The 13,865-nt window shown below is 70.8% G+C and carries 17 protein-coding genes; 2 read left to right on the forward strand and 15 right to left on the reverse strand.

Features of this window, described 5'->3' with window-relative positions:
- Nucleotides 1-50: 50 nt before the first annotated feature.
- The 3 genes from FHU35_RS25510 to FHU35_RS25520 form a co-directional block, all read right to left on the reverse strand.
- Nucleotides 51-1,931, reverse strand: a complete 1,881-nt coding sequence (locus FHU35_RS25510) for an N-acetylmuramoyl-L-alanine amidase (RefSeq protein ID WP_186459610.1) — start codon at nucleotides 1,929-1,931, stop codon at nucleotides 51-53.
- 116 nt (nucleotides 1,932-2,047) lie between these two features.
- A complete protein-coding gene (locus tag FHU35_RS25515) occupies nucleotides 2,048-2,863 on the reverse strand; it encodes a polysaccharide lyase (protein ID WP_246110572.1) in 816 nt (271 codons plus the stop codon).
- 75 nt (nucleotides 2,864-2,938) lie between these two features.
- Complete coding sequence (locus tag FHU35_RS25520) at nucleotides 2,939-3,664, reverse strand: helix-turn-helix domain-containing protein (RefSeq protein WP_145744230.1); 726 nt, start codon at nucleotides 3,662-3,664, stop codon at nucleotides 2,939-2,941.
- 157 nt (nucleotides 3,665-3,821) lie between these two features.
- Here FHU35_RS25520 and FHU35_RS25525 point away from each other — a divergent pair, with 157 nt between their 5' ends.
- Together FHU35_RS25525 and FHU35_RS25530 are read left to right on the forward strand one after the other, a co-directional pair.
- Nucleotides 3,822-5,693: a S9 family peptidase gene (locus FHU35_RS25525; protein WP_145744232.1), complete on the forward strand. Its 1,872-nt coding sequence runs from the start codon at nucleotides 3,822-3,824 to the stop codon at nucleotides 5,691-5,693.
- Complete coding sequence (locus tag FHU35_RS25530) at nucleotides 5,690-6,334, forward strand: DUF3159 domain-containing protein (protein WP_145744234.1); 645 nt, start codon at nucleotides 5,690-5,692, stop codon at nucleotides 6,332-6,334. Before FHU35_RS25525 ends, FHU35_RS25530 begins: the two co-directional genes overlap by 4 nt.
- Nucleotides 6,335-6,338: 4 nt before the next feature.
- Here FHU35_RS25530 and FHU35_RS25535 read toward each other — a convergent pair whose 3' ends face one another.
- From FHU35_RS25535 to FHU35_RS25590, 12 genes are all read right to left on the reverse strand, one after another.
- Nucleotides 6,339-6,953 (reverse strand): Asp23/Gls24 family envelope stress response protein, encoded by a 615-nt coding sequence (locus tag FHU35_RS25535; protein WP_145744236.1) that lies wholly within the window; start codon nucleotides 6,951-6,953, stop codon nucleotides 6,339-6,341.
- Nucleotides 6,953-7,486: a DUF6286 domain-containing protein gene (locus tag FHU35_RS25540; RefSeq protein ID WP_145744238.1), complete on the reverse strand. Its 534-nt coding sequence runs from the start codon at nucleotides 7,484-7,486 to the stop codon at nucleotides 6,953-6,955. Before FHU35_RS25540 ends, FHU35_RS25535 begins: the two co-directional genes overlap by 1 nt.
- A gap of 3 nt (nucleotides 7,487-7,489) precedes the next feature.
- Nucleotides 7,490-7,828: an Asp23/Gls24 family envelope stress response protein gene (locus tag FHU35_RS25545; RefSeq protein ID WP_145744240.1), complete on the reverse strand. Its 339-nt coding sequence runs from the start codon at nucleotides 7,826-7,828 to the stop codon at nucleotides 7,490-7,492.
- Nucleotides 7,825-8,004, reverse strand: a complete 180-nt coding sequence (locus FHU35_RS25550; protein ID WP_145744242.1) for a hypothetical protein — start codon at nucleotides 8,002-8,004, stop codon at nucleotides 7,825-7,827. The genes FHU35_RS25545 and FHU35_RS25550 overlap by 4 nt, the downstream gene beginning before the upstream one ends.
- Nucleotides 8,005-8,040: 36 nt before the next feature.
- A complete protein-coding gene (locus FHU35_RS25555; protein ID WP_145744244.1) occupies nucleotides 8,041-8,298 on the reverse strand; it encodes a hypothetical protein in 258 nt (85 codons plus the stop codon).
- Nucleotides 8,298-8,627 (reverse strand): hypothetical protein, encoded by a 330-nt coding sequence (locus tag FHU35_RS25560; RefSeq protein WP_145744246.1) that lies wholly within the window; start codon nucleotides 8,625-8,627, stop codon nucleotides 8,298-8,300. The genes FHU35_RS25555 and FHU35_RS25560 overlap by 1 nt, the downstream gene beginning before the upstream one ends.
- Before the next feature lie 14 nt (nucleotides 8,628-8,641).
- Nucleotides 8,642-9,151 carry an Asp23/Gls24 family envelope stress response protein gene (locus FHU35_RS25565; RefSeq protein WP_145744248.1) on the reverse strand — a complete coding sequence of 170 codons (510 nt, stop codon included), beginning with the start codon at nucleotides 9,149-9,151 and terminating at the stop codon, nucleotides 8,642-8,644.
- A gap of 143 nt (nucleotides 9,152-9,294) precedes the next feature.
- Entirely contained in the window at nucleotides 9,295-9,861 is a 567-nt protein-coding gene (locus tag FHU35_RS25570) for a hypothetical protein (RefSeq protein ID WP_145744250.1), read from the reverse strand.
- Complete coding sequence (locus tag FHU35_RS25575) at nucleotides 9,854-10,420, reverse strand: RNA polymerase sigma factor (protein WP_145744251.1); 567 nt, start codon at nucleotides 10,418-10,420, stop codon at nucleotides 9,854-9,856. Before FHU35_RS25575 ends, FHU35_RS25570 begins: the two co-directional genes overlap by 8 nt.
- A 102-nt stretch (nucleotides 10,421-10,522) precedes the next feature.
- A complete protein-coding gene (locus FHU35_RS25580) occupies nucleotides 10,523-11,455 on the reverse strand; it encodes a YihY/virulence factor BrkB family protein (RefSeq protein WP_186459612.1) in 933 nt (310 codons plus the stop codon).
- Between the two features lie 159 nt (nucleotides 11,456-11,614).
- Nucleotides 11,615-12,949 carry an NADP-specific glutamate dehydrogenase gene (gene gdhA / locus FHU35_RS25585; RefSeq protein ID WP_145744677.1) on the reverse strand — a complete coding sequence of 445 codons (1,335 nt, stop codon included), beginning with the start codon at nucleotides 12,947-12,949 and terminating at the stop codon, nucleotides 11,615-11,617.
- 200 nt (nucleotides 12,950-13,149) lie between these two features.
- The gene (locus FHU35_RS25590; protein ID WP_145744255.1) at nucleotides 13,150-13,812 is read right to left on the reverse strand and encodes a fasciclin domain-containing protein; all 663 of its coding nucleotides are present in this window, start codon (nucleotides 13,810-13,812) and stop codon (nucleotides 13,150-13,152) included.
- Between the last annotated feature and the right edge of the window lie 53 nt (nucleotides 13,813-13,865).

Consider the following 13,865-nt stretch of genomic DNA (forward strand, 5'->3'; position numbering starts at 1 on the left):
ACTGGGAAATGCCGAGGTGGACGCCCTGCCGGACCACGGCATCGGGTGGATCAGGTCGGTTTGATGTCGGCGCGCTTCACGTAGACCCAGCGGTGGTTGTAGGAGATCCGCACGTACTGCTCGGCTCCGCTGATCACCGTGTGGTTGTTCGGGTCCTCGATGCCGTCGTACACCGCGTTGTAGTCGGTCGCGCGCACGCCGTCGCCGGCGACGTAGACCTGCCCGGCCGGGATCGTGTACGGCAGCGGTTCGATCTCGCGAGGATCGATGCCCTCCGGGTACTCGCGGGGCGACGGGACCGCCATGCCGTAGGTCGGGATGCCGTCGCGACGGGCTTCGACGAGGTCGGCGTCTTCGGCGGGCGCGGTGTTCTCGCCGCCCGGATCGCGCAGCCACGCCTTCTTGCCGTCGAACCAGATGGCCAGCCAGTCGCCCTTCCGCTCGGCGACGGCGTAGCGCTGACCGGTCGCGGCCTTGGCCGACCAGTCCTCGATGCGAGTGGTGCCGGGTGCGCCGTCGGGGTGCACCGCCGGGTTGCTCAGCAGCGGCGCGTCGCCGCGCGGTTCGGTCCGCAGGTAGAGGAAGTTCGCCGGCTGTGCGGGCAGGTCCTGGCAGGCACCGTCCGGGCATTCGCTGACCGGCGGCTGGTTGGTGTCGAAGCGCGGGTAGATCGTGACCGCTTCGCCGTCGCCCCGCTCACCGTCCAGCGGTGCTCCGACGAGGTTCATGTAGTGCGCCCAGTCCCAGTACGGCCCCGGGTCGTAGTGCTCGGCTCCGGCGCCCGACGGCTTGTCGGCGCTGACCTCGTCGTGGCCCACGATGTGCTCGCGGTCGAGCGGGATGTCGTACTTCTCCGCCAGGTACCGCACGAGCTTCGCCGAGGAGCGGTACATCGACTCGGTGTACCAGGTGCCGCCCTCGTTGGCCCAGCCCTCGTGCTCGATGCCGATGGAGTGCATGTTCCGGTCCCAGCTACCGGCGTGCCAGGCCATGTCCTTGGTCGGCACCATCTGCGTGACCTCGCCGTCGGAGGACCGGATCACGTAGTGCGAGGAGGCACCGTTCGCCGGGTCCTGGAACAGCGAGATCGCCGTCTGGTAGGAGACTTCGGTGTCGTGGATGACGATCGAGTCGATCTCGACGTCGTCGGGCCGGTCGGCCGTGTCGTAGTTCCCGTAACCGGCGGACGGGTCCTCGGGATCGGTCGGCGCGTAGGCCGCCGGGATATACCGGCAGTCCAGCGATTCCGGGCATTCGGCGCGGGATTCCGACTCGTCCGCGGCGAGCCCGGTGCGGGCGAGGTCGCGGTCGGGGGTCACCTCGGGGATCTGGCCGAACGAGACGTGCTGCCCGCTGGAGGTGGTGCGCGCGCGTCCCTGATCGAGCACGTCGTAGACGCTGTCGGCGAAGTCCTGCGCACCGCTGGCCTGCGGACTGCCGCTGAGGTCGGCGATCGCCGGGTACCAGCCGCCGAGGTCGTTCGGCAGCTCGCCGCCGCCGAGCTGCTTGGCGCGCTCGGCCAGCAGCGCGGCACCGGCCCGGATGTTGCTCTCCGGATCGCGCTTGAGCGACTCGGCCGGAACGCCGAGGAGCTTCGCGGCCTCCGGCAGCGTGTGCAGCGCCGGGTGGTCGGCGAGCTCGCGCAGCTTCGGGTTCTGCTCGCGCAGCTGCGCGAGGTCGACCTCGGTGAGGTGCATCGGCCCGTACCCGCCGGCGCGGCTCTGCTCACCTCGGTGGTCCTCCCACCTGGTGAGCTGGTAGGAGGTCGCCATCAACAGCGGTGCGGGGACGCCGAATTCGGCGGCGGACGCCTCGAACGCCCGCTGCGCAGCGGTGTCCGGGTCGCTCGCGCCGAAGGCGGGCGGCGTGCTGATCAGCAACCCCGCGACCACCGCGCTCCACAGCACGCGTCGTTTCGCCTGTGCCTTCACCCGGGTCCCTCCCGATCCATTTCCGCCCCACCTGGAGCGCCTCATGACCGGAATCATCCCGTCCAGGCGGGAACGCGGCCGTCATTTTCGCGCAACCGCCGCCTGCTCGTTATCGATCAGGGCGTGGTGACCTCGAAATCGCGGAACTGGGCGTGCACGTCACGGCTCGGGCCCCACTCGGTCGCGTGACCCCCGAAGAAGGTGGAGAAGAAGATCCCGGCGAAGGGGATCTCGGCGATCCGTTCGATGCCCTGCTCGTCGAGCACCTGCTGCCCGTCGATGCTCACCACGATGCGCCCGGTGTCGCGGTCGACGGTCTGCGCGACGGTGTGCCACTGGTCATCGGCCTGCCACTGCCAGGCGCCGCGACCGACGTCCTCGCCGTAGCCATCGCCCATCGACGGGTCGTAGACGTAGACCTCGCCGTCGGCGCTGCGCGCACCGGAGCCCTCGTCGTTGCGCCACATGAACCGGGTCGACCAGGCCTGACCGTGGTTGCCGCCGCCGGCTTCGCCCGGCGCCCCGCCGTACAGACCGGGCAGCTTGCCGCCCTTGCCGAAGTCCCAGTCCGACGGGAACTTGGCCTGGTAGGTCAGCCGGAGGCTGCGCGCCTCGGCCAGGTCGCCGCGTCCGGCAGCGGTGAAGTCGCTGTAGAACTGGCCGCCGCCCTCGCTGGGGCAGTCATCGCAGGAGGGCGCGGAGGAACCCCGCCCGTAGAAGACGTCCACGGCACCGTCCTGGCCCGACATCCGGTCGAACCCGAACCGCCCGTCGTCGACGACTCCCCACCGCTGCGACCAGGAATCGCCCGGGAAGTCCGCGAAATCCCCGTTCCACGGGTCGGCGGCGGACGCCGTCGCGGGCAACGCGACCACCGCGGCCAGCACGAGCCCGAGAACCCCTGTCGCGCGGTGAGATCGGTGAGTGCGCACGGTTGATCACCTCACCGCGAGCACACACCCGCACCCGCACGCCGTCAACCGCCGTGTCCTGAACCTGCCAGCGACTCAGGAGTCGTGGACGAGTTTGTGGACCCGTTGCAGGACGTCGATCTGGGCGGGGTTGTAGAGGTCGATGAGGGCCTTGCCCGCGGTGATCCAGGCGTGCCGGGAGCCGCCCGGGGCGTCCGCGGCGAGTTCGAGCAGGCCGGGGTGCTTCTCGTAGAGCGCGCGGGTCTCCTCGGCGATTTCCGCGGCCACGGACTGGCGGGTCTGCTCGTCGGCGTCGGCCGGCAGGTGGTCGAACGCGGGGGACGCGTCCTCACCGGGGTTGCTCTGCAGCATGTCCACGTAGGCCTGCATGCCCTGCGGGCCCAGGACCCGGGAGACCACGACGAGGAACGAGCGGTCGGCCTCGGTCATCTCGGTTCCCGCGGCCGCCGAGCCGAGCTCCGGTGGGAGGTCGGTCGGCGCGGACTGGTGCAGGATGAGGCCGAGCTCGACGCGGGCGCGCTGGAGTCGGTCGATGGTGGCGGCGAGTTCCGCGTCGAGAGCGCGCAGGGCTTCCTCCGGGTGGTCGTCGGCGTCGCCCATGGCGGCGATCTGGGACAGCGAGAACCCGAGATCGACCAGCCTCTTGATGCGCAGCAAGCGCACCAGGTGCGCGACGCCGTACTGCTTGTAGCCGTTGGACCGACGTTCGGGCTCTTCCAGCAGCCCGACCTCGTGGTAGTGCCGCACGGCTCGCAGGCTCGTTCCGGCGAGCTCGGCGATTTCGCGAGTGCTCCAGGCCACCAGGTGTCTCCTCGTCTCCACGGCGTTGCGCCCTCAAGTCAAAACCGTGCCGCTGCGGCACGGTCAAGCGTGATGCGCATCACCCTGCCGGAGGCTTGAGCATGACGCAGCGGCACACCTTCTCCTGGACCCACAGCCACGATCCCAGGGGGATGACATGACCAGACCCGACCACCTCTCGGTCGAGGACCTCTTCGCCGAACCGCAGCGGACCCGGGCCCGCATCTCGCCGGACGGCACCAGGCTCGCGTTCCTCGCGCCCTGGAAGCACCGGCTCAACGTGTGGGTGCAGGACCTCGAACCCGGCGCGGAACCGCAGTGCGTGACCGCCGACGAGACCCGCAGCGTGCAGAGCTTCCAGTGGACCGACGACCCGCGGTGGCTGCTCTACCTGCAGGACGACGGCGGTGACGAGAACTGGCACCTGCACCGGGCGGACGTCAACGCCCCCGGTGAGCCCGCCGTCGACCTGACGCCGTTCCCCGGCGCCCGGGTCGTCTCGTTCGAGCCGTCCCTCGACCGCCCCGGCAAGCTCACGCTCCTGCTCAACGCGCGCACCCCCGCCGAGTTCGACCTGCACGAGCTCGACGTCGCGACCGGCGAGCTCACGCTGCTCGGCGAGAGCCCGGGGCTCGGCATGAGCTGGTTCCAGGCTGCAGGCGAACTGCTCGTCAGCTCGCTCACGGCCGAGGGCGACATCGAGATCGCCCGGCCCTCTGCCGACGGCGCGCTCCAGCGCGTGCGCCTGTTCCCCGGCGTCGACCACCCGGTGGGCGCACTGCTGCAGCTGACGCCCGACGGGCGCGGCATGTGGTTCGGCAGCAACGAGGGCACCGACCGCACCCGGCTGGTTCGCATCGACCTGGCCACCGGTGCCGAGACCGAGGTCGACAGCCACCCGGAGTTCGACCTGGACCCTCGCCCGCAGGTGTTCCCCACCTCGCCCGAGACGCTGATCCGCGACCGGCGCGGCGAGCTGCTCGGAGCCCGCTACCTGGGCGAGCGCCAGGTGATCCGGCCGCTCGACCCGCACTTCGCCGACGTGCTCGCGGAACTGGAGAAGCTCTCCGACGGTGATGTCGGCGAGTTCTCCTCCGACGACTCGGGACAGCGCTGGATCGTCTCGTTCAACCACGACCGCGATCCGGGCGCGACCTGGTTCTACGACCACGCCACGGGTGAGCGTCGACTGCTGTTCCGGCCGTTGCCGCACCTGGACCCCGAGTCGCTGGCGCCGATGACACCGGTGACCATCACCGCCCGCGACGGGCTGGAACTGCCGTCGTACCTGACGCTTCCGGTCGGCGTCGCACCGTCGGGGCTCCCGCTGGTGCTGGTGGTCCACGGTGGACCGTGGGCGCGCGACGCCTGGGGCTTCAACCCGGTGGCGCAGCTGCTGGCGAACCGCGGTTTCGCGGTGCTGCAGGTCAACTTCCGAGGCTCGACGGGCTTCGGCAAGGCCCACACCCTGGCCGCGATCGGCGAGTTCGCGGGAGCCATGCACGACGACCTGATCGACGGCGTGGACTGGGCGGTCGAGCAGGGGTACGCCGACCCGGACCGGGTCGCGATCTTCGGCGGGTCCTACGGCGGATACGCGGCGCTGGTCGGAGCCACCTTCACACCGGATCGCTTCGCCGCGGTCGTCGACTACGTCGGCATCTCCGACCTCGCGAACTTCATGCGCACCCAGCCCGATTTCGTCAAACCGGGTCTGGTCAACAACTGGTTCCGCTACGTCGGCGACCCCGCCGACCCGGAGCAGGAAGCCGACATGCTGGCCCGCTCCCCGATCACCCGCGCCGCCGAGATCCGCTCACCGCTGCTGGTGGTCCAGGGCGCCAACGACGCGCGGGTCGTGCAGGACGAATCCGACCTGATCGTGCAAGCCGTGCGCGACAACGGACTCGACGTCGAGTACCTGGTCTTCCCCGACGAGGGCCACGCGATCGTCAACCCGGAGAACCTCATCGCCATGTTCCGCGCTGCGGACCGCTTCCTCACCAAGCACATAGGAGACGCGAAATGACCACGGCAGAGTCGAAGACGCCCGCGACCGAGGACGAGCCGGTCGACATCAAGCAGGCGATGCTCGACGGCCTCGGCGGGCCGGTCGGAATGCTGTTCACGACGCTGCCCGTCGTGGTGTTCGTGACCGCGACCTCCTTCCTGCCGCTGACCGCGTCGATCGGGATCGCGCTCGCCGTGGCCTTGGCGCTCACCGGGTTCCGGGTGCTGCGCGGGGAGAAGCTGTCCTCGGCGCTCGGTGGTGTTCTCGCCATCGCCGTGGCGGGCGGTGTCGCGGCGTGGACCGGGTCCGCCAAGGACTTCTTCCTCATCGGTATCTGGGCGAGCTTGGCCGGTGCGGTCGTCGTGCTCGCCACGATGCTGGCGGGCCGCCCGATCACCGGTGTCATCTGGAACGCCCTGCACGGCGGGAAGAACCCCTGGCGGCAGAACCGCTCCGCGTTGCGCGCGCACTACCTCGCGTCCCTGGCGGTCCTGCTGGTGTTCGCGGGCCGCTTCGTGGTCAAGGAATGGCTCTACCTGGCCGATTCCACCGGCTGGCTGGCCTTCGCCAAGATCGCCATGGGCACTCCCCTGACGGCGCTGGCCGCCGTGGTGGTCCTCTGGTCGTTCCGCCACACCACCAAGATCTTCCAGTCCTGACCGCTCAGCTGACCCGGCTGCCGGCCTCGCGTTCCAAGCGGAAGTGGATCGCGGTCGGCAGCCGCTCGGCGCCCAGCGCGCTGCGGGCGCGCTGCAGGACCTTCTCGTCCAGTTCGGCCCACACACCGCGCACGTCGGCACCGTCCTGCAAGGACAGCGCGAGCCGCAGGTGCGGCCGCTGCTCGGTGCCCGCCATCCGCGCCCGCGCGCGGCTGACCCCGGCGACCCGCTCGGCGTCACCGCGCACCGCGTCCGCCAACGCGCCTGAAGTGATCGTGGCCGAACCGCCGGACTCGTCGCTCAGCGGCACGTCCGGCCGCCCCTCGGGGCGCAGAGACCGCCGCAGCCACCAGATCCCGGTGACGATCAGCACCGCGCCCAGCACCAGGCCCGCTGCGAGGAAGGGCACGCGGTGCGCGCTGATCCAGTCCTCCAGCAGCGGGTCCAGCACCGGACGTGCCGCGCGGAACCGCCCCAGCAGACCGAAACCGACCACCAGAGCCGAAGTCCCGGCGGCCAGCAGCACGATCGCCAGCACGCCGAGCAGCGAGCGCTCGAACCCCAGGGATCGTCCGACCGGCGTGCGGCTCGGCCGCACCTCCTCGTTGTCCTGCGCCATCACCGCTCCTTCGCCGGGGAGACCGAGACCGACACCCGCGGGCCGCGCTGCAGCGGCAGACCGCCGACCGCGGCGGACGCGGTCGCGGCCGCCCGATCGCGCAGATCACCGACCGCGCGGAACCTGCCGGTCACCTTCACCCGCACCCGCTTCCGGTGCGCTGTCACCACCGCGCCCGCCACGCCGTCCTCGGCGCGCACCCGGTGCCCGACCAGCCTGGCCAGCGAGCGCGGATCGGTCGTCACCGTCACCTCCGGTGCGGGGTCGAGCAGCCGCACCACCCGGCGTCCCGCCAGCAGCGAGATGACCAGCAGCACCAGGCCGATCAGCGCGCACCCGGCGGCGATCCCCAGCACCGGCGGCTCGTGCCAGGTCACGCGCGCCAGCACCGGTCGCGCGGCCGGCCACGGCACCAGAACTCCGCCCGAGTCCGGGCGCGCCCAGGCCCCGACGACCTCCACGATCAGCAGCACTCCCGCGGCCATCGCGATCAGACCGGCCAGGGACGTGAACACTCGAACGACGAAGCGCACGGTTCACCCCACTCGGTTTCGTCGGGCGGCGGGCACCAGCGCTGAGACGGTGACCTCCACGTTCAGCACTCCGGCACCGGCCAGCTTCGTCAGCTCCTCGCTCACCGCGCCGCGCACCTGGCGCACGACGTCCCGCACCGGTTCCGGGTAGCGCACGGGCAGGTCCAAGCGGATCCGCAGTTCCTCGTCGGGCCCGGTGAGCTTCGCGTTCGGACCGCGGCGCGTGCGGGCGACACCGGAGACGCCGGACGCCGCGTGCTCGGCGATCTTGCGCAGCACGACGCGATCGATCTCCAGCGAGCCGCGCTCGCCCGAGTCCTGCTCCTCGGCGGGGGCGCTCATCGGTCCTTGCCCCTGCCCAGGACGTCACCGACGTCCAGGTCCCCGTCCAGGACCCTGCCGACGACCAGCCCGATCGCTCCGAGCACGAGCGCGATCAGGAAACCCGTGAAACCGCCTGCCGCAGCGGCGAGTCCGAGGATCAACCCGGCCAGCGCACCGGTCTGCGTCCCGTTCATCCGCCTTGACCTCCTGTTGTTCTATGGATCGACGCGTCACCGCACCCGGCTCCGGCTCCTGCGCCGCCGCCACGCCCTGACCCGCTTGACCAGGCCGGACACGCTGCGCGCGTCCGGCACCACTTCCACCGGTGCGTCGTAGCGGTCGGGGCGGTCGTTCCGGGGCCGCTCGCGAGCCCGGAATAGCTCCAGGCCCGCCGCGAACACCTCCGGATCACCACCCGCGTCGGGGTGGTGGGTGCGGACGAAAGCCCGGTACCGGCTCCGCGCCGCCGGATCCCGATCGCGCTCCATCAAGCGCCGCCCGGTCCCGGAACTCCTTCGCCCGCACCGTCTTCGCCCGGGGCGACGACGCCGCAGATCTCGACGTCCACCGGAATCTCGCCGAGCTCGGCCACCACGCGCCCCCGCAGCTGGTCCACGACCTCCGGAAGCGGGTCCCCGAGCCGCAGCACGACTCCGACGGCAACGGCTGCATCGGCGTCGGCAAACCGCACTCCGGCCACCCGGCGACCGGGCAGGTAGGTGGTGATGTCCCCGAACGTTCCGCCGTGCAGCCCGGCCACCGCCGGGTGCGCGAGCACGGCTGCCGCGACCCGGTCGACCGCCTCGACGGCGCTCACCCCGCGATGCGCCGTCACTCGACCCGGGAGGACTGGCCCGTGGAGGCGGTGTCGCTCGCCTCGCCGTCCTCGGAAGGCAGGTGGATGTCGTTGACCGCGATGTTGACCTCGATGACCTCGAGACCGGTCATCCGCTCCACGCCGTTGATGACGTTGCGCCGCACCGCGCGGGCGATCTCGACGATGGACGCGCCGTACTCGACGATGATGTCCAGGTCGACGGCCGCCTGCTTCTCCCCGACCTCGACCTGCACGCCGGAGGTCGACGAGGTGCCGCTCCCGCCCGGGATGCGCTCGCGGATCGCGCCGAACGCGCGGGAAACCCCGCCGCCCATCGCGTGCACACCGGAGATCTCGCGCGCTGCGATCCCCGCGATCTTCTGCACCACCGAAGCCGCGATCGTGGTCTTGCCGTACGAGGTCTCCTCGGCGGCGCGGACCTGGCCGGAGCCGGTGGCCGGCGAACCCGACGTGATGTCCTGGTTCTCGCTGCGCTGGGTGGTGTTTCCGCTCGACTGAGCCATGGGGTGCGTCCTTCCGCTCGATCTTCGCGGCCGACCGGTCGCGGGAACCGCGAGCCGGGCCGAACCGCTGCCGACGGAAGATCAGATGCGCGTCCCCGCGAACCCGTGACGGCCGTGAGACGTGGATCACATGCGAGAGAGGATCACGGCTGCTCGGGGACGACCACGTCGGCGATGCGCACCCACACAGGGGGCGCGCCCGCGCCGAGCACGTCGGCCAGCGCGGACTCGATGTCCTCCCGGAGTCGCACGGCCAGCTCGGGAGCGTCCGAGCCGTAGCTCACCACGAGCTCGATCCGGATCTCCTGCGAATCACCGGTGCAGGACAGCACGTGCGCGCCGCCGATGCGGGCGAGGAGGTCCGCGGTCATCCGCCTCGCCAGCACCAGCGCGGCGTGCGGTGTCACCCGGAGCGATCCGCCGTCCTGCGCGATCTCGATCGACGCACCCGCGTTCGCCGCGCGGGCCTGCCGTGAGGTCAGCAGCACGCGGTCGACCAGACCGTGCGGCGGCTCGACCGAGACCGCGGCCGCGCGGCGCACCGGTGCCCAGCCCGGCCCGAGCCGGTCCAGCGCGGCGCGGCAGTGCGAGCACCCCGCGACGTGCGCCGCGAACTCCGGCGTCGAGTCCCCGGCCAGGTGTTCGACCAGTTCACCGAGGGTGTGACCGCAGGCCAGCACGTGATCGGGGTCGAGGGGAAATTCACCCACGGCGCATCTCCTCCAACCTCGACAGCAGTGCCAACCTCGCGCGGTGCAACCGGGACCGCAGCGCAGTGGTGTTCACCTCTAGCACCTCGGCGATCTCCTCGTAAGACATCCCTTCGAACTCGCGGAGCACCAGCGGCACCCGCTGCGACGGTTCGAGGGTGGCGATCGCCCGGTGCACCAGGTCGGCCTCCTCCGAACGCACCGCCTTGCCCTCCGGGTTGCCGGTCCCGTCATCGGTGAGGAGGTGGTTCATCGATTCGTCGCTGATGTCCATCGGGACCGCCCAGCGCCTGCGGGCCTGGCTGAGCGCGGAGTTGGTCACCACGCGGTACAGCCACGTGGTGGGCGCGGCGTCGCCGCGGAAGCGGCTCAGGGAGCGCCAGGCGGACACCCAGGCCTCCTGCACGGCGTCCTCCGCCTCGGCCCGGTCGCCGAGGACGCGGAACGCGACGCGGTACATGGTGGCCGTGTGCCGGCGGACGAGTTCGTCGAACGCCACGCCGTCGCCCCGCTGGGCGGCGGCCATCAGGTCTTGGTCGGTGTCGACCCGCTCGGTCACGCCGGAAGTCTCCCGCAGCTCATCGGTGGAGGCGATTCCACCGGAGGGCCAAAGCGCCGCACCTGCGAGCGGCGCATCCGATGATCGCATTCGGCCGCGCGGTCACGCCGTCTCCCCTTCCTCGCGGATGGCGCGCCGCGCGATGGCGATGGCGCGGGACGGCTGAACGGTGTCGAGCTCGGCGTTGACCGCACCGCCCAGCAGCACGGCGAAGGCGGTGACGTACAGCCACAGCAGCACGCCCATCGGAGCGGCCAGCGCGCCGTAGACCGGCGAGTTCTCCAAGCTCACGTCCAGGTAGATGCGCAGCCCGAGGCTGCCTGCCAGCCACACCAGCAGGGCGACCGCGGCACCGGGGACGTGCTCGTGCCACGGCGAGCGGATCGGGACCGAGACCATGTACAGGGTGCTCAGCGAAGCGATCGAGCCGAGCACGATGAGCGGCCAGTACAGCCCGTACACCAGCCCCGTCGCCTGCGGCACCCACCCGGCGATCACCGACGGGCCGACCGCAAGCAGCGGCAGCAGGATCAGCGCCACCAGCAGACCCACCACGTACACCAGCACCGACATCAGCCGCTGGCGCACCACGCCGCGCTGGCCACCGAGTCCGTAGACCACCGAGATCGTGTCGATGTAGACGTTCAGCGCGGTCGAACCGGACCACAGCGCGAGCGCGAAACCGATCGAGATGATCCCCACCCGACCGGAGCCGAGCACCTCGTGCAGCACCGGGCGCAGCAGCTGGTCGATCGCTTGCGGCGAGAGCACCGCCCCGGCTGCCTCCACGAGGGCGCTCTCCACGGCGGGCACGGTGTCGTCGCGGCCCAGCCAGCCCGCGACGTAACCGAGAGCGGCGACGACGCTCAGCAGGACCGGGGGCAGCGACGTGAGGGTGAAGAACGCGGCCTCACCGGCCAGGCCCGTCAGCCGGTACCGGCCGCTGCTCTCCGCGGTGCGGGTGGCGAGCCGAATCAGGCCTCGGAGCCTCGGGTCGCGCGGGTGCCGAAGCCGCTGGTAGACGCTGCGCGGCACGACCCCCTCCTCCGAACGCTGCAGTTCTCGCGTATCGATCACGAACCGTCCGATGCGCAGGAGGGCTCCGGCGTGACGGTCCAACTCCGTGATTTTCGGCGATGCCGAGCTGGACCGCCTCGCGGAAGCGCGCGGCCGGTGTGGCGGGGTGATCGACCGTCAGATGACGCCGAGGTCGAGCATCGTGTCGGCGACCTTGGTGAACCCGGCGATGTTGGCGCCGAGCACGTAGTTGCCGGGGACCCCGTAGAGCTCCGCGGTCTCCAGGCATCCGTGGTGGATGTCGGCCATGATCTCCGACAGCCGGGCGTCGGTGTAGTCGAAGTGCCACGAGTCGCGGGACGCGTTCTGCTGCATCTCCAGGCCGGAGGTGGCCACGCCACCGGCGTTGGCGGCCTTGCCGGGGCCGAACAACGTCCCCGCGTCGAGGAAGACCTTCACCGCGCCGGGCGTGGTGGGCATGTTCGCCCCTTCGCCGACCGCGACGACGCCGTTGCGCACCAGGGCGAGCGCGGCCTCGTCGTCGAGCTCGTTCTGGGTCGCGCAGGGCAGCGCAATCGCGCAGGGCACGTCCCAGATCGAGCCGCCTTCGACGAACCGGGCGCCCTGGTGGTCGTCGGCGTACTCCTTGAGCCGACCGGCGCGGACCTCCTTGAGCTCGCGGACGGCCTCGATGTCGATGCCCTTCTCGTCCACGACGTAGCCGCCGGAGTCGGACATCGCCACGACGGTGCCGCCGAGCTCCTCGGCCTTGTGCGCGGCGTAGATCGCGACGTTGCCCGAACCGGACACCACGACGCGGCGGCCGTCGAAGCCGTCGTCGCGAGCGCGCAGCATCTCCTCGACGAAGTAGACGGTGCCGTAGCCGGTCGCTTCGGTCCGCACCTGCGAACCGCCCCAGTTGAGGCCCTTGCCGGTGAGCACGCCCGACTCGTAGCGGTTGGTGATGCGCTTGTACTGGCCGAACAGGAAGCCGATCTCGCGCCGCCCGACGCCGATGTCACCCGCGGGCACGTCGGTGTACTCGCCGAGGTGCCGGTGCAGCTCGGTCATGAACGACTGGCAGAAGCGCATGATCTCGGCGTCGGACTTGCCCTTCGGGTCGAAGTCGGAGCCGCCCTTGCCGCCGCCCAGCGGCAGCCCGGTGAGGGCGTTCTTGAAGATCTGCTCGAACCCGAGGAACTTGATGACACCGATGTTCACCGACGGGTGGAACCGGAGCCCGCCCTTGTACGGCCCGAGCGCGGAGTTGAACTCGACGCGGAAACCGCGGTTGACCTTGACCTCACCCGAGTCGTCGGTCCACGGCACTCGGAAGATGATCTGCCGCTCCGGCTCGCACAGCCGCTCCAGCACACCCGACCGCAGGTATTCCGGGTTGCGGGCGAGGGCGGGCTCGAGCGACTCCAGGACCTCGTAGACGGCCTGGCTGAACTCGGGCTGGTGCCCATCGCGGAACTGGATGGACTCGTAGACGCCGGCCGTCAGCTGCAGGCCCTCCGACTCTCGGCTCACGGGCGGATCTCCTCAGCAGTCGGGGGAAATGCAGAACGCTTGTACTGTTTTTTAACAGAAAAATGACGTGGACGAAACAGAGCCGCGAATTTCATCACCCGCACCCGTATCCACGCCAGGCGCAACAGCGCGGGCGGGCCCGGTGATCGAACCGGACCCGCCCGCGCCGCCTGAACAGGTCACTGCGGGGGCATCAGCACCTGGTCGACCACGAAGACCGTGGCGTTGGCGGTGGGGACGTTGCCGCACAGCACGCTCGCACCGTTGACCTTCAGCTGGTCTCCGGAGCCCTCGACCTTGACCTTCCCGCCCTGGACGGTGTCGACGGAGCCCGCCTTGGACAGGTCGTCGGCGGTCATCCGCTGCGGGACGACGTGGTAGGTCAGCGTGCTGGTCAGCGCCTCCTTCTGGGCGGGGTCGGAGAGCATCGCCTGCAACTTCTCCGGCGGGATCGCGTCGAAGGCCGGGTCCGCGGGGGCGAACACGGTGTACTGCGCGTCGGACTTGTTCAGCGTGTCGACCAGACCGGCGGCCTTGACCGCGGCGGTCAGCTTGGTCAGCAGCGGGTTGTTGGACGCGGCGGTGCCGACCGGGTCGTCGATCATGCCCTGCACCGAGCCGGGGTTGGCCGGATCGGTGGGGACCTGGGAACAGCCCGGACCGAACACGTCCGAGGCCGTGGTCATGCCCTGCTGCATCGGCGCGGCCGGCGACGGCGGCGGGGGCGGGGGTGCCTGTCCCTGATCAGCCGGTTGCTGCTCGGACATCCCGCCGCAAGCGGCCAGTCCGAAGGTGAGCAGCGCGGCACCGGCGCCGAGGGCGCTGCGGCGAAGTGCGGTCATCGACCATCATCTCCTCTGTCGAACGTCGGTCACCAGGAATTCGGACCAGGTGC

This window comes from Saccharopolyspora dendranthemae, from assembly GCF_007829955.1.
In the GTDB taxonomy this organism is placed as follows: domain Bacteria; phylum Actinomycetota; class Actinomycetes; order Mycobacteriales; family Pseudonocardiaceae; genus Saccharopolyspora; species Saccharopolyspora dendranthemae.